Source organism: Burkholderia sp. Ac-20392 (assembly GCF_017104585.1).
In the GTDB taxonomy this organism is placed as follows: Bacteria; Pseudomonadota; Gammaproteobacteria; order Burkholderiales; family Burkholderiaceae; genus Burkholderia; species Burkholderia lata.
The window spans coordinates 1-17,843 of record NZ_JAAGPB010000061.1 but is presented as its reverse complement, the minus strand read 5'-3'; the positions used below and the strand labels follow the sequence as shown (position 1 = coordinate 17,843).

At 65.5% G+C, this 17,843-nt stretch carries 15 protein-coding genes and 1 tRNA gene; 7 read left to right on the top strand and 9 right to left on the bottom strand.

Features of this window, described 5'->3' with window-relative positions; translation table 11 throughout:
* Window positions 1–216: 216 nt before the first annotated feature.
* The gene (locus tag G3N99_RS11060; protein WP_011350456.1) at window positions 217–2,235 is read left to right on the top strand and encodes a site-specific DNA-methyltransferase; all 2,019 of its coding nucleotides are present in this window, start codon (window positions 217–219) and stop codon (window positions 2,233–2,235) included.
* Window positions 2,235–5,261, top strand: coding sequence for a DEAD/DEAH box helicase family protein (locus G3N99_RS11055; protein ID WP_206122415.1), 3,027 nt, complete (start codon window positions 2,235–2,237; stop codon window positions 5,259–5,261). The genes G3N99_RS11060 and G3N99_RS11055 overlap by 1 nt, the downstream gene beginning before the upstream one ends.
* Before the next feature lie 97 nt (window positions 5,262–5,358).
* On the opposite strand, the gene G3N99_RS11050 is transcribed toward G3N99_RS11055, so the two are convergent.
* The 4 genes from G3N99_RS11050 to egtB all read right to left on the bottom strand — a co-directional run bounded on the left by G3N99_RS11050 (window position 5,359) and on the right by egtB (window position 8,476).
* Window positions 5,359–5,613: a hypothetical protein gene (locus G3N99_RS11050; protein WP_011350453.1), complete on the bottom strand. Its 255-nt coding sequence runs from the start codon at window positions 5,611–5,613 to the stop codon at window positions 5,359–5,361.
* A 43-nt stretch (window positions 5,614–5,656) separates the two neighbouring features.
* Complete coding sequence (locus G3N99_RS11045) at window positions 5,657–5,959, bottom strand: PXPV repeat protein (RefSeq protein ID WP_206122414.1); 303 nt, start codon at window positions 5,957–5,959, stop codon at window positions 5,657–5,659.
* A 296-nt stretch (window positions 5,960–6,255) separates the two neighbouring features.
* The gene (gene egtD, locus G3N99_RS11040) at window positions 6,256–7,269 is read right to left on the bottom strand and encodes an L-histidine N(alpha)-methyltransferase (protein WP_206122413.1); all 1,014 of its coding nucleotides are present in this window, start codon (window positions 7,267–7,269) and stop codon (window positions 6,256–6,258) included.
* On the bottom strand, window positions 7,253–8,476 hold the full coding sequence (egtB, locus tag G3N99_RS11035; protein ID WP_206122412.1) for an ergothioneine biosynthesis protein EgtB: 1,224 nt from the start codon (window positions 8,474–8,476) through the stop codon (window positions 7,253–7,255). Before egtB ends, egtD begins: the two co-directional genes overlap by 17 nt.
* Before the next feature lie 539 nt (window positions 8,477–9,015).
* Here egtB and G3N99_RS11030 point away from each other — a divergent pair.
* Window positions 9,016–9,492 carry a carboxymuconolactone decarboxylase family protein gene (locus tag G3N99_RS11030; protein WP_174946547.1) on the top strand — a complete coding sequence of 159 codons (477 nt, stop codon included), beginning with the start codon at window positions 9,016–9,018 and terminating at the stop codon, window positions 9,490–9,492.
* The gene (locus tag G3N99_RS11025; RefSeq protein ID WP_206122411.1) at window positions 9,492–10,373 is read left to right on the top strand and encodes a sigma-70 family RNA polymerase sigma factor; all 882 of its coding nucleotides are present in this window, start codon (window positions 9,492–9,494) and stop codon (window positions 10,371–10,373) included. Before G3N99_RS11030 ends, G3N99_RS11025 begins: the two co-directional genes overlap by 1 nt.
* Window positions 10,374–10,474: 101 nt before the next feature.
* Here G3N99_RS11025 and G3N99_RS11020 read toward each other — a convergent pair whose 3' ends face one another.
* The 5 genes from G3N99_RS11020 to G3N99_RS11000 all read right to left on the bottom strand — a co-directional run bounded on the left by G3N99_RS11020 (window position 10,475) and on the right by G3N99_RS11000 (window position 15,610).
* Window positions 10,475–10,978 (bottom strand): DUF2628 domain-containing protein, encoded by a 504-nt coding sequence (locus tag G3N99_RS11020; RefSeq protein WP_206122410.1) that lies wholly within the window; start codon window positions 10,976–10,978, stop codon window positions 10,475–10,477.
* A gap of 309 nt (window positions 10,979–11,287) precedes the next feature.
* Window positions 11,288–11,364: transfer RNA gene (locus G3N99_RS11015), tRNA-Val, on the bottom strand.
* A gap of 978 nt (window positions 11,365–12,342) precedes the next feature.
* Window positions 12,343–13,584, bottom strand: coding sequence for a hypothetical protein (locus G3N99_RS11010; protein WP_206122409.1), 1,242 nt, complete (start codon window positions 13,582–13,584; stop codon window positions 12,343–12,345).
* A 749-nt stretch (window positions 13,585–14,333) separates the two neighbouring features.
* Window positions 14,334–15,092 (bottom strand): anti-sigma factor, encoded by a 759-nt coding sequence (locus tag G3N99_RS11005; RefSeq protein ID WP_206122408.1) that lies wholly within the window; start codon window positions 15,090–15,092, stop codon window positions 14,334–14,336.
* Window positions 15,089–15,610 (bottom strand): sigma-70 family RNA polymerase sigma factor, encoded by a 522-nt coding sequence (locus G3N99_RS11000; protein WP_174940323.1) that lies wholly within the window; start codon window positions 15,608–15,610, stop codon window positions 15,089–15,091. The genes G3N99_RS11005 and G3N99_RS11000 overlap by 4 nt, the downstream gene beginning before the upstream one ends.
* A gap of 156 nt (window positions 15,611–15,766) precedes the next feature.
* On the opposite strand from G3N99_RS11000, the gene G3N99_RS10995 reads away from it, so the two are divergent.
* The 3 genes from G3N99_RS10995 to G3N99_RS10985 all read left to right on the top strand — a co-directional run bounded on the left by G3N99_RS10995 (window position 15,767) and on the right by G3N99_RS10985 (window position 17,757).
* On the top strand, window positions 15,767–16,861 hold the full coding sequence (locus tag G3N99_RS10995; protein WP_206122407.1) for a catalase family peroxidase: 1,095 nt from the start codon (window positions 15,767–15,769) through the stop codon (window positions 16,859–16,861).
* A complete protein-coding gene (locus tag G3N99_RS10990; RefSeq protein WP_174940328.1) occupies window positions 16,861–17,391 on the top strand; it encodes a cytochrome b in 531 nt (176 codons plus the stop codon). Before G3N99_RS10995 ends, G3N99_RS10990 begins: the two co-directional genes overlap by 1 nt.
* A 219-nt stretch (window positions 17,392–17,610) precedes the next feature.
* Window positions 17,611–17,757, top strand: a complete 147-nt coding sequence (locus G3N99_RS10985; RefSeq protein ID WP_174953210.1) for a hypothetical protein — start codon at window positions 17,611–17,613, stop codon at window positions 17,755–17,757.
* Window positions 17,758–17,843: the final 86 nt, after the last annotated feature.

Here is a 17,843-nt window from a genome sequence, read left to right as displayed (position 1 = left end):
GCCCGTCAGGCGGTCGCCGGCCGGCCATGCGACAACCGGCCCGAAGCCGCTTGCGGCCCGTCCGGCGGGCAATCGCGGCCGATACCAGCACGATCGCCCCACATCGGCGCTTGACCTCGGCCGGGTGACTCGATAGCGTTTCGGGTTTGCCCGGGCGGCCATTGCCGCCGGTGCTGCGAGCGCGCCCGATGTCCTGGCGCGCGCGGCCGGGCTCCGATGGAAAAGACGATGCAGAAACTCGATGCGGCCAGCCCGCAGGCGATGTCGACCGATTTCACCGCCGACAACGTCGCGCGCCTGAAGGCGCTGTTCCCCGAACTCGTGACCGAAGGCCCCGGCGGCGCGTCGGTCGACGTCGACGTGCTGAAAGCGCTGATCGGCGAACGCACGGTCGGCGACGCCGACGAGCGCTACGGCTTCCACTGGCATGGCAAGCGCAGCGCGCGCCAGGCCGCGCTCACGCCGTCGACGGGCACGCTGCGGCCCTGCCCCGACGACAGCGTCGCGTGGGACGACACGCGCCATCTCGTGATCGAGGGCGACAACCTCGACGTGATGAAGCTGCTGCACAAGAGTTACGCAGGCAAGGTGAAGCTCGTCTACATCGACCCGCCGTACAACACCGGCAGCGATTTCGTCTATCCGGACGACTTCAGCGACAGCATCCGCCACTACCTGGCGATGACCGGGCAGACCCAGGGCGGCGTGAAGCGCAGCACCAACACCGAGGCGAACGGCCGGTTCCACACCGACTGGCTGAACATGATGTATCCGCGCCTGAAGCTCGCGCACGCGCTGCTGTCCGACGAAGGGCTGATCGCCGTGCACATCGACGAGCATGAAGTGCATGCGCTGGTGCTGATGCTGCGCGAGATCTTCGGCGAGGAGAACGAGCTCGGCGTTGCCGTGTGGGACAAGCGCAACCCGAAGGGCGACGCGCGCGGCGTCGCGTACCAGCACGAATCGCTGGTGCTGTTCGCGCGCAACGCCGAGACGCTGCTCGAACAGGCGCCGCTCAAGCGCCCGAAACGCAATGCGCAGCGCATGCTCGACGCCGCGCACGACGCCGTGTACCGCAGCGGCAACCCGAAGGACGCGCAGAAGGCGTACCGCGCGTGGATGAAGGCGCAGACCAACCTGTCCGGCGGCGAGGTGATGTACGACCGGCTGTCGGAAGAAGGCCGCGTGTACCGCCTCGTGTCGATGGCCTGGCCGAACAAGAAGAAGGCGCCGGAAGAGTATTTCACGCCGCTGATCCACCCGGTCACCGGCAAGCCGTGCGCGATGCCGGCGCGCGGCTGGCGCAACCCGCCTGCGACGATGCAGGCGCTGATCGAGCGCGGCCAGATCGAATTCGGCGCCGATGAAAGCACGCAGCCGCAGCGGATCTACTACCTCGACGAGAACATGTACGAGAACGTGCCGTCGGTGCTGCCGTTCGCCGGCTCCGACGACGCGCTGCTGAAGACGCTCGGCATCCCGTTCGACCTGCCGAAGCCGGTCGATTTCGCGGCGGCCGTGATCGGCTGGTGCACGCGCGGCGACGACATCGTGCTCGACTGCTTCGCCGGCTCCGGCTCGACCGGCCACGCGGTGATGCAGGTGAACGCGACCGACGGCGGCGCGCGCCGCTACGTGCTCGTGCAGTTGCCCGAAGCGCTCGACCGCCGCGACAAGACGCAGCAGAGCGCGGCCGACTTCTGCACCAAGCTGAAGAAGCCGCTGACGCTTGCCGAAATCACGAAGGAGCGCCTGCGTCGCGCCGCGCAGCAGGTCGCGCGCGACTACCCGGAAAGCTATGGCGACCTCGGCTTCCGCGTGTACCGGCTCGACACGACCAACGTGATCGAGTGGGACCCGCGCCGCGACGACTTCGACCACGCGCTGTTCGCGTCCGTCGAGCACGTGAAGACCGGCCGCACCGAGGACGACCTGCTCGCCGAGCTGACGCTGAAGCTCGGCCTCGACCTGTGCACGCCGGTCGAGCATCACCAGGTGGCCGGCAAGACCGTGCACCTGATCGGCCGCTCGATCGTCGCGTGCTTCGATGCACGCATCGCGCGCGACGACGCGGGTCCGCTCGCCGACGGCATCGTCGACCTGCTCGATGCGACCGGCACGACGCACGACGTCACGTGCCTGTTCCGCGACAGCGGCTTCGTCGACGACGTCGCGAAGCTCAATCTCGCCGCGCTGCTCGAACAGCACGGCGTGAAGCGCGTGCGGAGCCTGTGATGCGGCTGCATTTCGAAGCGGATCTCGACTACCAGCGCGAGGCGATCGACGCCGTCTGCGACCTGTTTCGCGGCCAGGAATCGTATCGCGGCGACTTCAGCGTGCTCGCGAACGCCGCGCCCGGCACGACGGCCGCCGCGCAAGGCTCGCTCGGCTTCGCAGTGTCGGAACAGGGCGTCGGCAACCGGCTGTCGCTGACCGACGACGCGCTCGCGCGCAATCTCGCCGACGTGCAGCTGCGCGGCGGGCTGCCGCCGTCCGGCCTGCCCGGCTCGCGCGACTTCACCGTCGAGATGGAAACCGGCACCGGCAAGACCTACGTGTACCTGCGCACGATCTTCGAGCTGAACCGCCGCTACGGCTTCACGAAGTTCGTGATCGTCGTGCCGTCGATCGCGATCAAGGAAGGCGTGCACAAGACGCTCGCGATCACCGAGGATCACTTCCGCGCGCTGTACGCGGGCGTGCCGTACGACTACTTCCTGTACGACTCCGCGAAGCTTGGCCAGGTGCGCCACTTCGCGGCGAGCGCGGCGATCCAGATCATGGTGATGACGGTCGCAGCGATCAACAAGAAGGAAATCAACAACCTCTACAAGGACAGCGAGAAGACCGGCGGCGAGAAACCGATCGACCTGATCCGCGCGACGCGGCCGATCGTGATCGTCGACGAACCGCAAAGCGTCGACGGCGGGCTCGAAGGCCGCGGCCGCGAAGCGCTCGCCGCGATGGCGCCGCTCTGTACGCTGCGCTATTCGGCCACGCACGTCGACCGTCACCACATGGTGTACCGGCTCGACGCGGTCGATGCGTACGAGCGCAAGCTGGTCAAGCAGATCGAGATCGCGTCGGCGATCGTCGAGGACGCACACAACAAGCCGTACGTGCGGCTCGTGGGCGTGTCGAACCGGCGCGGTGCGATCAGCGCGCGCGTCGAGCTCGACGTCGCGACGACGGCCGGCGTGAAGCGCCAGATCGTGACGGCCACCGACGGCGACGATCTCGAACGCCTGACCAAGCGCGCGCTGTACGCGGGGCTGCGGATCGGCGAAGTCCATGCGGTGAAGGGTGCGGAATACGTCGAGCTGCGCCATCCGGAAGGCGAGGCGTTCCTGTCGCTCGGCGAGGCGTTCGGCGACATCGACACGCTTGCCGTGCAGCGCGAGATGATCCGCCGCACGATCCGCGAGCATCTGGACAAGGAGCTGCGCCTGGCCGAACGCGGCGTGAAGGTGCTGTCGCTGTTCTTCGTCGATTCGGTCGAGCGCTATCGCCAGTACGATGAGAACGGCATGCCCGTGAAGGGCGACTACGCACTGATCTTCGAAGAGGAATATGCGCGTGCGGCGCGCGTGCCGGCCTACCGCGCACTGTTCGACGGTGTCGACGTCGCGCTCGAAGTCGGGCGCGCACACAACGGTTACTTCTCGATCGACCGCAAGGGCGGCTGGACCGACACGAGCGAAAGCAGCGCCGCGGCCCGCGAAAACGCGGAGCGTGCGTACGGCCTCATCATGCGCGAGAAGGAAGCGCTGCTGTCGTTCGACACGCCGCTGAAGTTCATCTTCTCGCACTCGGCGCTGAAGGAAGGCTGGGACAACCCGAACGTGTTCCAGATCTGCACGCTGCGCGACATCCAGACCGAACGCGAGCGTCGCCAGACGCTTGGCCGCGGGCTGCGCCTCGCCGTCGACCAGGACGGCGAACGCGTGCGCGATGCGGGCGTGAACACGCTCACCGTGATCGCGACCGAGCGCTACGAGTCGTTCGCGGAGAACCTGCAGAAGGAAATCGAGGCCGATACGGGCATCCGTTTCGGGATCGTCGAGGAACACCAGTTCGCCGCGCTGCCCGTGCAGGAAGGCGACGGGCCCGCGCATGCGCTCGGCGTCGAGCTGTCGCGCGTGCTGTGGAATCACCTGCACGAGCAAGGCTACGTCGACGCGCAGGGCAAGGTGCTCGACCGGCTGAAGGATGCGCTGCGCCAGAGCGCGCTGGTGCTGCCGGACGCATTCGAAATGCTGCGTGCACCGATCGTCGCGACGCTGCGCAAGCTGTCGGGCCGCTTTGCCGTGCGCAACGCGGACGAGCGCCGCGCGATCGCGCTGCGGCGCGATGCGTCGGGCAAGGCCGTCGTGTTCGGCGAGGATTTCCGCGCGCTGTGGGACCGCATCCGCCATCGCACCGTGTACCGCGTCGAGTTCGACAACGCGAAGCTCGTGCGCGACTGCGCAGCCGCGCTGCACGACGCGCCGGACATCGCGCGCGCACGGCTGCAGTGGCGCAAAGCCGAGATCGACATCGGCAAGGCCGGCATCGAGGCGATCGAGGTGGCCGGCGCCGGCACGGTGCTGCTCGACGAAGGCGAGCTGCCGCTGCCCGACCTGCTCACCGAGCTGCAGGACCGCACGCAGCTCACGCGCCGTTCGCTGGCGACGATCCTGGCCGACAGCGGCCGGCTCGAGGATTTCCGCGTGAATCCGCAGCAGTTCATCGCGGTCGCGGCCGATGCGATCAACCGCTGCAAGCGGCTCGCGCTCGTCGCGGGCATCGCATACCGCAAGCTCGGCGAGCGCCATGTGCATGCGCTCGAATCGTTCGAGAGCGAGGCGCTGACCGGCTACCTGCGCAACCTGCGGCCCGATGCGCAGAAGTCGATCCACGAGGCGGTCGTGTGCGAGACGGACGCGGAGCGTGCGTTCGCCGATGCGCTCGAGGCGCACGACGGCGTGAGGCTGTACGCGAAGCTGCCCGCGTGGTTCCGCGTGCAGACGCCGCTCGGCAGCTATCACCCGGACTGGGCCGTGCTCGCGGAACAGGATGGCGGCGAGCGGCTGTACTTCGTCGTCGATACGCCGAATACGGACGGCCATGTGCCGGGCGAGCACGAGCGTGCGAAGCTCGCGTGCGGCGAAGCGCATTTCCGGGCGCTGGTGGAAGGCGACGGCGCGGCGCGCTTCGTGCGCGTCAGGCAGGCGGACGCATTGTTCGAACCTGCGGTGCCGCTGGCGGGCGCCGGGCGATAAAACGAAGGGCGGCGATGAGCCGCCCTTTTTCATGAGGCGCGTGGTGCGCGCCGGTCGGGGCAACCAGCCGCAAGCGCCGCCCCGGTGACGATGATGCTTATTGCGCCGGCTGCATGCCCTGCGCGGCGGCCTTGTGCTGCGCGGCCTCTTCTTGCGCGTGCTTCTTCGCCATGTGGTGGCCGACGATACAGCCGCCAACCGCGCCGACCACCGCGTGGTGCCCCGCATAGTGGCCGGCCACACCGCCGACCACCGCACCCTTCATGCAGCCCGCCGCGTGCGCGCTGCCGATGGTGGCAAGCGCAACGATGGCGGCGGTGGCGCACAGCCTGATGTGTCGAATGGGCATCATGTTTTCATTCTCCTCGTGTAGCGATCAAGTCGAGCCGTTTCGCTTAGTCCCAGCGGCCGCCGCGCCAGCCGCCGCGGTCGTGCCATTCGTGCTCGCGCCATTCACGACGGCGCCACTCGTGTTCGCGCCATTCGCGCTGACGCCAGCCGTCGCCGCGCCAACCGTCATCGCGATAGCCGACCGGCGCGTACATCACGGGCGGAGACGGAGCCACGTAGACGGGCGCCGGCGCCGCATACGCGGGTACACCGATGCCGACCGACAGGTCGACGTGGGCCGATGCGACACCCGAAGCTACCAGCGCCGCTACACCGAGAACTGCACCGAGAATGAGTTTCTTGTTCATCTCGCGACTCCCTGCACGTGTCGTGCGTCATGTGAATACGGTTCGGAGTCTAGGCACCGGACACAGACACAGGTGAAACGGGTATGCGAGACAGGTAACGGACGTTTACCGCCGTCCGCAAAGCCTTGTGGGACAAGGAAGAGGCAGCATTCCAAACACCGTTGCAGCGGTGCATCGGGCCGGTAAAAAGGGGATTTTCTGCACGAAACCGGGCGATCGGCACGCGCCGGCGTGCGCGCGTATGCGCCGAAAGCGAACCGCCCGCACCATCCGCGAGCGGTTCGCCAGCGTGCGCATCACGCGCGGATATCGTCGACGCTGCGCAGCCAGTGCACGCTGAACAGGTTGTCCGCGTCGGTCCACACGGTATCGGGCGCGAAACCTGCGCGGCGTGCGATCGCATGGAAACCGTCGATCGTGAACTTGTGCGAGTTCTCCGTATGGATGCGTTCGCCGGCTTCGAACCGGAATGCGTGACCGCGCACGTGCACGGTCTGCGCGATGTCGCTGACGAGATGCATCTCGATGCGCTGCCGCGCGGAATCGTAGAACGCGCAATGCGAGAACGCGTCGACGTTGAAATCCGCACCGAGCTCGGTGTTCGCGCGCACCAGCAGGTTCAGGTTGAACTGCGCGGTCACACCCTGCGCATCGTTGTACGCGTCGTGCAGCGTGCGCTCGTCCTTCACGAGATCCGCGCCGACCAGCAAGCCGCCGCCGCGCAGCAGCCGCGCGGCATCGCGCAGGAATGCATCGGCCTCTTCCGGCGAGAAGTTGCCGATCGTCGAACCGGGAAAGAAGCCGATGCGCCGCGCCGGTGTCGCGGTCAGCTCGGTCAGTTGCTCGGCCTTCGTGTAGTCGGCCGCGATCGGCGCGACGTCGAGCCACGGATACGCGGCACGCAGCCGCGCGGCGGCGTCGTGCAGGTAGTCGGCCGAGATGTCGACCGGCACGTAGCGCGCCGGCGCGTTCGCATAGTTGCCTGCGAACGCATCGAGCAGCACGCGGATCTTCTCGAGCGAGCCCGCGCCGAATTCGACGAGTTCCGCATGCGGGCCGACGCGCCGCACGATCTCGGCCGCGCGGTCGCGCAGGATGCCGAGCTCGGTTCGCGTCGGGTAATACTCCGGCAGTTCGCAGATGCGATCGAACAGCACGGAGCCGGCCGCATCGTAGAAGTATTTCGGCGGAATGCTGCGCGGCGTACGCGACAGTCCGTCGATCAGGTCGCGCGCGAACGCGCTCGGCCGCGAATCGCGGGCGGGTTGCTGGCCACCGCTCGTGGCCGTCTGGTCAGACGTCTCGCGCAAGTCGCACTCCCGTGAATTGCCAGCGCGCGGCCGGCGGAAAGAAATTGCGGTACGTCGGCCGTTCGTGTCCAGGCGGCGTCGCGATGCTGCTGCCGCGCAGGACCTGCTGGCCAACCATGAATTTGCCGTTGTATTCGGCCGCGACACCCGCGAGCGGCCGAAAGCCCGGGTACGGCTCGTAGGACGAGCGCGTCCATTGCCACACGTGCCCGAGCATCTGCCGGATGCCTTCGGCGGGGAACGCGGTTTCCCATTCGAACTCGGTCGGCAGGCGCGCGCCGGCCCATTCCGCGTACGCGGCTGCTTCATAGAAGCTCACGTGACACACCGGTGCGTCGGGTGCGAGCGATTCGACGCCATGCAGGCCGAACGTGCGCCGGACGCGCGTGGCGGCCACGTCGTCGTCATCGGGCATCCAGTACGCGGGCCCTTGCCACCCTTCCCGCTGCACCGTGGCCCAGCCGTCCGACAGCCAGAACTCGGGGCGCGTATAGCCGCCGTCGGCGACGAACGCCGCGAATTCCGCATTCGTCACCAGGCGGTTCGCGATCTCGTACGGCCGCACGAGCGCCGTATGGCGCGGCCGTTCGTTGTCGAACGAGAACGCATCGCCGTCGTGACCGATCTCGACGAGCCCGCCCGGCTGATGAAGCCAGTGCTGCGCGCCGGCATCGCCCGCGGCCATCGCACCCGCGTCCGTCCCGTTGCGCGGCCGGAATGCCGGCTTCAGCGGGTTGCACGAGAACGCGTGCAGCATGTCGGTGACGATCAGCTCCTGGTGCTGCTGCTCATGATGCAGGCCGAGCACGACCTCGGGCGCGATCGTCTCGAGCAGCGCCGCGTCGGCGCCGGCCAGCGCGCGCAGCATCGCGTCGTCGACGTGCTGCCGGTACGCATGCACCTCGTCGAGCGACGGGCGCGTGAGCAGCCCGCGTTGCGGCCGTGGATGCCGCGGGCCGAGCGCTTCGTAATAGGAGTTGAAGAGGAACTGGAAAGCCGCGTCGAACGGCGCGTAGCCGGGCACGCGGCGCATCAGCACGACGGTTTCGAAGAACCAGGTCGTATGCGCGAGGTGCCACTTCGCCGGACTGGCGTCGGGCATCGACTGCACGGCCTGGTCTTCGGCGGACAGCGTCGCGGTCAACGCGACGCTATGGGCGCGCACGTCCAGGTAACGGCGCTGAAGCTGTGATGCAAGGAGGCTCATCGGTTTACCGTCCACGTCGCGATTCGCTGCGTTGCGTGTTGCCGGAAAAGGGAAAGCCTTGCGCGTGATGCGCGCGGCTGACGTGCGACCTGCTGCTGCGTCGTCGGGCAGCCGGCGCGCGCGCCGGGCCGCGGATGCGGCGTCACTTCATCTGCCCGTGCAGAACAGTATGGGCCAGAAATGTGAATGCTGCTGATCGAGATGCGGACGAAACGGCAGATAAATGTAAATGAAAGCAACCGATCACCTGCCAATTGCTGACATCAGCGCGTATCGAGGTGTGTGCGGAGATGCATGCGGCGGACCTTCACACGGCCGTGATCGTCACCCAGACGTGAATGCGGATTCGTCTGACCAGCACGGGCGCGCGAAGCACGATCGCCGCGTTTCTCGCGTTCGACGAGCGCCCTGCCCACCCTCGCCCGGCGGCCTTCCGCACCGATCTGCTCATCGGCTTCAAAAAAAATTTCGCGTCGATGTCACACACGCGTGGGGCTCGCTCGTCATATCACCGGAACCCACACGAAAGGAGAAGGACCATGACTGCGAAACTCAACCCGTTTGCCGCCGCACCTGCCCTGATGAAGAACTGGATGACCGTTTCGGTCGCCGCTGCAAAGAGCCTCGAGCCGACGCTGATCGAACTGGTCAAGATCCGCGCATCGCAGATCAACGCGTGTGCGAACTGCATTAACATGCACACGGCCGAGGCACGCGAGCAAGGCGAGACCGAGCAGCGCATCTACCTGCTGTCCGCGTGGCGCGAAGCGCCCTGCTACACCGATCGCGAACGCGCGGCGCTCGGCTGGACCGAAGCGCTCACGCGGCTGTCGGAGGGCCACGCGGCGCACGAAGCGGCCTACGCGGCACTGAACGACCACTTCAGCCAGGAGGAACAGGTGAAACTCACGCTGATGATCAACGTGATCAACGGCTGGAACCGGCTCGCGGTCGGCTTCGGGCTGTGGATCGATCCGGCCGACGCAAAGGCCGCCGCTGAGAAGATGGTGGCCTGATGCCGAACCTCGACCCGGCCAAGGGCAGCGCCGAAGAACGGGCCGATGCGGCGGCGAGTTTCGACCCGCTGCGCCGCACGCTGATCCGCGTCGCGTACCGGATGCTCGGATCCGTCGCGGATGCCGAGGACATGGTGCAGGAGGCGTTCATCCGCTGGATGGACGTCGACCGCACCGAGGTGCGCATCCCGGAAGCGTACCTGCGCCGCATGGTGATGCGGATGTGCCTCGACCAGCTGAAGTCCGCGCGGCACCAGCGCGAGACCTATATCGGCCCGTGGCTACCCGAGCCGGTCGTCGAGGAAGACGAGCAGGAAGACGTCACGCTGCCGCTGCTGCTCGCGCTCGAACGGCTGTCGCCGCTCGAACGCGCGGCGTTCCTGCTGCACGACGTGTTCGGCATCGAGTTCGATGAAGTGGCCACGACGATCCAGCGTGACCCGGCCGCGTGCCGGCAGCTCGCGGCGCGGGCCCGCACGCATGTGCGCGAGGCGCGTCCGCGTTTCCACGTCGAGAAACAGCGCGGCATCGAATTGGCAGAGGCGTTTTTTGCGGCGTCACGCAGCGGCGACATGCGCGCGCTCGGCGCGATGCTTGCCGAGGACGTGAGCCTGCACGCGGACGGCGGCGGCAAGCGCTCGGCCGCGGGCACGCCGGTGTTCGGCTTCGAGCCGGTGATGAAGGTGCACGAGTATCTGGCCAGGCTGTTCGCCACGCATGCGTCGAAGCTCGTGCGGGCCGGGTTCATCAACGGGCTGCCGGGTTTCGTCACCGAGGAATCCGATGGCGAGCTGCAGACTACCGCGCTCGAGATCGAGGACGGGAAGATCGTCGCGATCTATGTCGTGCGGAATCCTGACAAGTTGAAGCATCTGCATTGAGTGTGGCGGGATCACATGTCGGGTGCCGTGCGCATGCACGGCCGCGATACGCCCTTTTCTCCGTCCTGCCGCCCTGCTTTACCGGCCACCGGTTCTTGCGATCAATACGCCCCGGCGGCGATGTAGATCAGGAAGCCGAGCAACGGCGTCGCGATCGCGAAACCGGCGGCTGCGAGCCAGTTCGTGCCGCCCTGCGCTTCCAGCAGCGCGAGCAACGATTCGCGGGATGTCGCGCTCGGGCGCAGCTTCTCGATCTGGCGCTCGACGTGCGTCTTGTAGAGACTGTTCCCGCACCAGCCGAGCGTGACCGCGATCCCGATGGTGACCGGGTCGAGCGTGCTCGATTCGAAGTATTTCGGGAAGAACAGCAGCTCGACCAGCGTGATCGAGAGCGTCGCGCCAAGGACGGCGGCCGCCTGCCAGTACATGCATCGATACGCCATCCACACCGGGCCCAGGAAACAGGCTGCCCAGTTCCACGACTGCCGGTTCTTTCGCGACGCGGCGATCTCCCACTTCCTCTCGAACCAGGCGGCTTTCTTGCCGACGTAAGCGGCGATCTCGTCGTTGCTCGCGGATGATGTGGCGGTCGTGACGTCGGACATGGTCGTGTGCTCTCAGTCGCGCAGATCGCGCGTCGTTGTTTTGATGCGTTGGAGATCGGGCGACGGTCGTAAGAGCCGCTTCGATGCGCACACGATTCTACGCGCGGCGCAGTGGCCGTTGCATGGCGAATCGAGGTGTCGGAGAGGAAGGATGCGATGCCGTGGATCGCGCAACGCATCGGGGCGACATGCGTTGTTTCGGCCGGAAAAAGAAAAACGCCACGCGATGTTGCCGCGTGGCGTTTGTATGTTGGCGAGCCGCATTGCCTGTAGGCAAGTTGTGCTGCCAGACCCCTTCATTTTGTTCGTTGGTAGGCTCGATTGGATTCGAACCAACGACCCCCACCATGTCAAGGTGGTGCTCTAACCAACTGAGCTACGAGCCTAAGAAGCCGCGAATTATAGAGAGGGTTTTTGAGGAGCACAAGCCCCTGCGTGAAAATTTTTTGAATCGGCGTGCGCGGGGGCCGACGATCGATGTCGCCTGGCGATGCCGGGAACGTTGGCTTCACCTGTTTGCATCACAGCAAAACGCGTCGGTGCGCTGTGATGTTATCCACATTGCCCTCTGGATAACCATCCGGCAAGCCTCTGGATTCACAGTGGAACGATTGAGGATATGTCGCCGCGGCTGTGAATCGACGAAAAGTTGTTCTGTGATGTCCGGAGCTGTTCACGTGGCTCACCCAAGGTTATGCATTCCTCTTCCGGTCGAGAATTCATGGGGTTAGGGACGTTATCCACTGTGAGGCACAGGGTTTGTTAACTATCACTACGTATGTATACGAACTGTGTTAACACCTTTGGATAAGCACAGTCCGTCGACTGTGATCCGCGCAGGATATGCACTGCGTGCAGGGATCGGATGAACGAAACGGAAGGCTGTGAGGTGTGGGGCGACGCGTTGGTCGCAGTATCTGTAGAATCGCCGGCACTCGGGACACGGGCGTCAGTTGGAATGACGCTACGATCTGCGTTAACTCACACAGCAACGCAGTTCACACGAACCGCGTTCGCATCGATGTCGGTCGTGATGGGCTGATGGGTGAGAACGGCTACGGCACCTTCGTGCCTTGGTAGTTTGTTCTCCGCGAGCCGGAACGGGAGGCCACTGCCGTTCGAAGCAGTTGATACAACGGGATTTCCGTTGTGGATATCCGCCCCCGCGACGACTCGAAACGCTGTGCAAGTCACAGGTGAGTGTGTGGATATCCCACACCAAAACGACTCGAGATGCTGTGCGTCTTGATGGTGAGTGACGTTACGTTTCGGGTCTCTGTTGGTGCCACATGTCGCGCGATGCTCGCGACGAGCGACACATCGCGCACGGAGCCAACCGCTTTCCCGACGGTAGTGCGAATGCGTTACAACTGCACCGCGACCCACGGATCGGCGCCGGAGAACGACAGTCCGTCGGGGGCCACAGGTGTGTCGGACATCGCACGCATAAGATCGATGCCGAGATCCGTCAGCGTCACCTTGAGCATGTCTTGCGCGTGCCTCCTGTGTCGAGCGTTCGCGATTTGCCCGCGCATCCGCTGATAGGATGCTTCTACCATCTCGACGATGGTCTTGCGCATCGCCAGGTGGACGGGTTCGGCGATATCCGTATCTGGGACGAATCGGAATCGTGCCCAGTCACCGGACGATTTGCTCGCGCTCGTCGTTGCAGTCACGAAGGCCCATGCGCCGATCGCCTGCAACGCGAGCAGCCTTGCAACCGACTCGCGAAGCACCTTTTCCCGGGCAACGGGTGCGGCCGGCGCCGGCTGCGTGGACGCTGCTGCGAGCGGCAGTCCGATCACCACGGCCCGGACACAATGTCCGACAGGCAAGCCCATGCAGTTGACCGCATTGGCGTCGACGTAAGCAGCGGATACGCTCTTCGTGCGCGGTGCGATGTTGATGCCAGGTGCAAGCGTGATGTCGACGACGTCATCGCATTGATCGAGGCCGCCCCCAATCTGCTGGTAGCTGATGGCGCCGCCGCTTCCTTTCGCCTCGATCACGTGCAGGTGGAATTGCGTATCGAAACCGAGAAAATCGATTGATCCCTGGCCTTTGGAATTGACGACGACCGGCATCCCGGCCTTCGTGGCCGCCTTGAGCAGTGATGCATGGAACAGGTAATCGATGCCTGTCGGGCTACCACCAAGCTGCCACTTGATTGCTTCCGGTGCACACAGCGCGGCGACCGTGCATCCCATCAGATAGCTCGTGCCGGTCCGCTCCGTTGATTCGATGAGCGAGTAGATGTCGCGCGGAACGAGCGCAGCCGCACCGGACGGCAGCACGGTGCATGCATATGCGCGGCTGATGGCTGTTGCACGGGCGTGCGCGAGGCGCTTCAGGTCGTTCATCTGCGGCGGGTTCAGCGCCGCGCCGTTGAGCAGCCAGTGGATCGCGTAGTCGGCCGGCGCGCCGTAGCCGACCGTGATCGCTTTCCAGAAGACGTTTGCTGCCGATGTCGCTGCCGATTCGAGTGGGGTGAACTCGATCGGTACGATCTTCGGGCCCGATGTCGTCAGCGTGAGAAATGGCACCAGCGCCATCGAGCGCTGAGTCGGAAAGGTGCCCCCGTAGTTGAAGCCGGAAAACATGGTCATGGTTGTTATTCCCGAAGTCGTGTCGGTTTATATCGAATCGCGTGCGTTTTGGTTTGCCGCGGGTTCGTGCGTCACTTGTAGCACGACAGTGTGTGAAACAGCATGGCCGAATGGGTGTGGACAAGCGTTTCCGAACGAATCGCAAACACTGTGTGACGGCATCGAGTATGCTTGCGCGCCGCTCGGAAACAGCAGGTGGCGTCGTCGGCAGGAGCGGGGGCGAGGGGGGAGCGCGAGATTGCACCCTCGTTCAATGTGGAAAACCCGGCTGGAAGCCAATCGAAACGCTGTGCAATGAAGCGGTGAGTGACGCGCGACGCCCGGGTACAGCGAGCGGGAAGGCGTGAGAAGACACCGTGTGTGGCGTGTGAGCGGCGTCGAATTGACCGGAGCGGGTTGGGTTGCAGCGCGGTATCGAGCATTGTGGATATCCAGCCCGATAAACGAACCGGAATGCTGTGCATCCGGCTGGTGAGTGTGATGGCGACGTATCGAAAGTGCGGTTTCGTGTGACACACGATGTGGATATCCGCCCCCGGAGCGACTCTTAACGCTGTGCCTTCAACGGTGGACGTGTCGTGTTCAGGTCAAGCGTGGTGCACGATAGAGCGCATGTGGATAAGCGATTTTCTGGCGAATCGAAACGCTGTGTGTTCGCACGGTGAGCGGGTGTGCTTTCAACCCGGCAAAGCCGCGCGATCCGGGCGCTGGCGGCCACCGACGACCGCCAGACGGGCGCGCCGCACCACTCAAGTCTGCTGATCGAGCGCCTGCACGACCGCTTTCTCTGCGAGGCTCCCGGCCGGCCCGACCACCGCATAGTTGAGCCCGTTCACCGACCCGTACCGTGCCAGCAGCGCACCATCCACGCGTTGCCCGGCCGGCAGCAGCCGATGTTTCGATTCCGCAGGCCGCATATAGAAGCTCAGCGTCCTTCCGGCTGCGTCCTCATAGAGCACCATCGCAGCCGTGGCGCCGCTGTCCGTCGTGAACAACCGCCCACCGACCGCCCTGAACCCCGCCGCACTCAAATCCGGCAGCTTCGCCGACGCGCCCACGCGCCGGGTGAGCCACCCCTGCAAATCTCCCGCACCCGTCGGCCGGTAATCCACCTTCGCCGTCTGATCGACCACCATCATCCGGTAGGCCTCGACCGCATCGCTCATCGGCGCGATGGGCGGCGGCGCGTTCCAACCGCGCGCCTGCCAGCCACCGAGCGTCCCCAGCCCGACGCAGAACACGAACGAAGCCGCCATCGCGAACCGCATCCGCGTGCGCTCCATGCGCCGTCCGCGAATCGCCGCCGGATCCAGCGCGGGGTTATCCGCCGGCATCCGCACGCTCTCGAGCGCGGCCCGCAACCGTTGCGCATCCTGCTGCCATTGCTTCACCTGTTCCGCGCGCTCCGGATGCAGCGCGAGATAGCGCTCGACTGCGGCGCGCGCATCGTCGTCGAGCTGGCCGTCGACGTAGGCCTGAAGGTCGTGTTCGTTCGGAGGCGTGTTCATTTCTTCATCAATCGCAGAGAAGGGGCGGGAAGCTCGCCGTCGCTGAGCTGGCGCAGCGCCTGGCGCGCGCGGGAGAGCCGCGACATCACGGTGCCGATCGGAATGTCGAGCAGGTCGGCGACTTCCTGATACGTGAAGCCTTCGACCGCGACGAGCAGCAGCAGGCTGCGCTGCTCGTCGGAGAGCCGGCCGAATGCTTCGAGCGTCGCGCGCGCCGCGAATTCGCGCTCGGCGGACGGCCAGTGCGCTTCGTCGTCGTCGCGGATGCGCCCAAGCAGCCACGCGTAGCGCTTCGCACTGCGCTTGCCGTCGAGAAACTGCCTATAAAGGATCGTGAAGAGCCAACTGCGCAACGATGCGTCGTCGCGGCGGCTCGACCAGCGCGACAGCGCGCGCTCGAGCGTCGACTGGACGAGATCGTCGGCCGCGTGGACGTCGCGCGCCAGCCAGAGTGCGAAACGTCGCAGCCTGGGGATCAGTTCGCGCAGTGCGTCGTCGTCGAGGGCGGTGGAGGGCATGGCCGGGCCGATTGCCGAAAGGGTCGAGATGCCAAGTAGGACGCCGGTCGGCGCCGCTTATTCCACCAGCATAGGAAAAAACTTTTCGTGGAATAAACCAGCGCGGGTGGCGTCCTACGCGGGTTCGACAATGACCTGACGGTCGGGAGCCTATATATGGAGCGATCTTCTTCCTCTTCTTCGCCGCAGCGCGAGCCTGGGCGCGGGTGGTGGCGCTGGGCCGCGATCGGCGGCGCGGTGGCCGGCGTGGCCGTGGCGTTCGGGTATGTCGGCGGCTGGCTGGCGCCGGCGCGTCTGACCCCGCACCGGATCGTCGATGCGCTGCAGACGGCCGGCGGCGGTATTCACCCGGGCTTCCGGCGCAATCACGCGAAAGGTGTGTGCGTGACCGGCTACTTCGAAGGCAACGGCGCCGCGAGCGCGTATTCGGTCGCGCCGTTCTTCAAGGCGGTGCGTACGCCGGTGGTCGGGCGGTTCGCGTTGCCGGGCGGGAATCCGTATGCGCCCGACAGCAGCGTGCCGATCCGCAGCCTCGCGCTGAGGCTCACCGCACCGGACGGCGAGCAATGGCGAACCGGGATGAACGCGATGCCGGTGTTTCCGGTTGCGACGCCGCAGGCGTTCTACGCACAATTGATGGCGACCCGGCCCGATCCGAAGACGGGCAAGCCCGATCCCGCCAAGGTGAAGGCGTTTTTCGGCGCGCATCCGGAGACGGCAGCGTTCCTGCAGTGGATCAAAGGTGCGAAGCCGAGCGCGAGTTACGTCACCGAGAGCTACTACGGGTTGAACGCGTTCTACTTCGTCGATGCCGCCGGCAAGCGCCAGGCGGTGCGGTGGCGCGTCGTGCCGGAGCAGACGGCCGGCGCCGGGGACGTCGCAACGGCCGCGGATCCGAACGTGTTGCAGCAGGACGTAACGCAGCGGATCGCGGCCGGTCCGCAGAAGTGGAAGCTGCTGGTCACGCTGGCGGAACCCGGCGATCCGGTGGACGACGCGACGAAGGTCTGGCCCGCGCAGCGGACGACGATCGATGCGGGCACGCTCGTGCTCGACCGCGTGGAGGCGCAGGACAGCGGGCCGTGCAGGGATGTGAATTACGACCCGACGGTGCTGCCGCAGGGAATCCAGGCGTCGGGCGATCCGTTGCTGGCGGCGCGGTCGGCTGCCTATGCGGATTCGTATCTGCGCAGGACGAGTGAAGAGGCCGGGGTGGCAGGCGTGGCGCGATTGAGTGGGGAGGGACGGTGATGAAGGCTTCGACGACGTTTAGCTTGCCGGCACGGGTGCTGCACTGGGTGATGGCCGCGATGATCATCGCGATGCTGTTCATCGGGGTGGGGATGGTGGCGTCTGTTTCCGAGCGGCATGCGGTTCTGGTAGCGATTCACAAGCCGCTGGGCATTGCCGTGCTGGTGCTCGTGTGCGTGCGGATCGTGGTGCGGGTTCTGTCGAAGCCGCCGGCATTGCCGGAGGATTTGCCGTGGTGGCAGAAGGTCGCCGCGCACGGGTCGCATCTCGTGCTGTATGCGCTGATGCTCGCAATGCCGCTGATCGGATGGGCGATGCTGTCGGCCGGCGGATATCCAGTGACGCTGGGCGATGGTGTGCAGCTGCCGGCGATAGTGGCGGCGGATCCGGTGACGTTTGCCTGGCTCCGGGTCGCGCACCGGGTGCTGGCGTATCTGTTCTTCGCGACGTTCCTCGCGCACTTTGCCGCTGCGCTGTATCACGGGCTGATTCGACGGGACGGCGTAGTGAGGGCGATGGTGGGGCGGTGAGCGACGGAGGGTGGCGTTCGATGCGGCGGGGCAGTTCACGGGCAACCGGGGCTGCTTCTGCCGCGTCGCATATATATGAACATTGGAGGGGTTCAGCGGCCCCCGGCACCCCATGTCAAAATAATTTCACAAAAGGGGTTGCGAAGACTGAGACGGGTGCTTAGAATCACGCCTCTTTCGCGCTAACGGAAACGCAGCGCGGGGGAAAGAAGGGAAGCGGTGCTGTTGATGTCGGTTTTAAAGACTCCAGCGCAAATGGAATTAAACCGCAGTCGTCGCAACGAAGTAGTTAAAAAAGTTGTTGACGAGTTTGAAAAAACGGTTGATAATCTCGCTTCTCTGCTGCTGAAAACGCAGCGCTGCTGAGAAACACGAAGTTCCTCGCAGAATGCTCTTTAAAAATTAACAGCCGATAAGTGTGGGCGCTTGATGGAAGCGAGCTGATCCTCGGA

Bases quoted from the DNA above. Each gene is read 5' to 3' on its own strand.
- G3N99_RS11005 (WP_206122408.1), bottom strand. From the start codon at position 15,092: ATGAACACGCCTCCGAACGAACACGACCTTCAGGCCTACGTCGACGGC.
- G3N99_RS11010 (WP_206122409.1), bottom strand. From the start codon at position 13,584: ATGACCATGTTTTCCGGCTTCAACTACGGGGGCACCTTTCCGACTCAG.
- G3N99_RS11050 (WP_011350453.1), bottom strand. From the start codon at position 5,613: ATGATGCCCATTCGACACATCAGGCTGTGCGCCACCGCCGCCATCGTT.
- G3N99_RS11025 (WP_206122411.1), top strand. From the start codon at position 9,492: ATGCCGAACCTCGACCCGGCCAAGGGCAGCGCCGAAGAACGGGCCGAT.
- G3N99_RS11000 (WP_174940323.1), bottom strand. From the start codon at position 15,610: ATGCCCTCCACCGCCCTCGACGACGACGCACTGCGCGAACTGATCCCC.
- G3N99_RS11045 (WP_206122414.1), bottom strand. From the start codon at position 5,959: ATGAACAAGAAACTCATTCTCGGTGCAGTTCTCGGTGTAGCGGCGCTG.
- G3N99_RS11055 (WP_206122415.1), top strand. From the start codon at position 2,235: ATGCGGCTGCATTTCGAAGCGGATCTCGACTACCAGCGCGAGGCGATC.
- egtB (WP_206122412.1), bottom strand. From the start codon at position 8,476: ATGAGCCTCCTTGCATCACAGCTTCAGCGCCGTTACCTGGACGTGCGC.
- G3N99_RS10990 (WP_174940328.1), top strand. From the start codon at position 16,861: ATGAAGGCTTCGACGACGTTTAGCTTGCCGGCACGGGTGCTGCACTGG.
- G3N99_RS11060 (WP_011350456.1), top strand. From the start codon at position 217: ATGGAAAAGACGATGCAGAAACTCGATGCGGCCAGCCCGCAGGCGATG.
- G3N99_RS11030 (WP_174946547.1), top strand. From the start codon at position 9,016: ATGACTGCGAAACTCAACCCGTTTGCCGCCGCACCTGCCCTGATGAAG.
- G3N99_RS11020 (WP_206122410.1), bottom strand. From the start codon at position 10,978: ATGTCCGACGTCACGACCGCCACATCATCCGCGAGCAACGACGAGATC.
- G3N99_RS10995 (WP_206122407.1), top strand. From the start codon at position 15,767: ATGGAGCGATCTTCTTCCTCTTCTTCGCCGCAGCGCGAGCCTGGGCGC.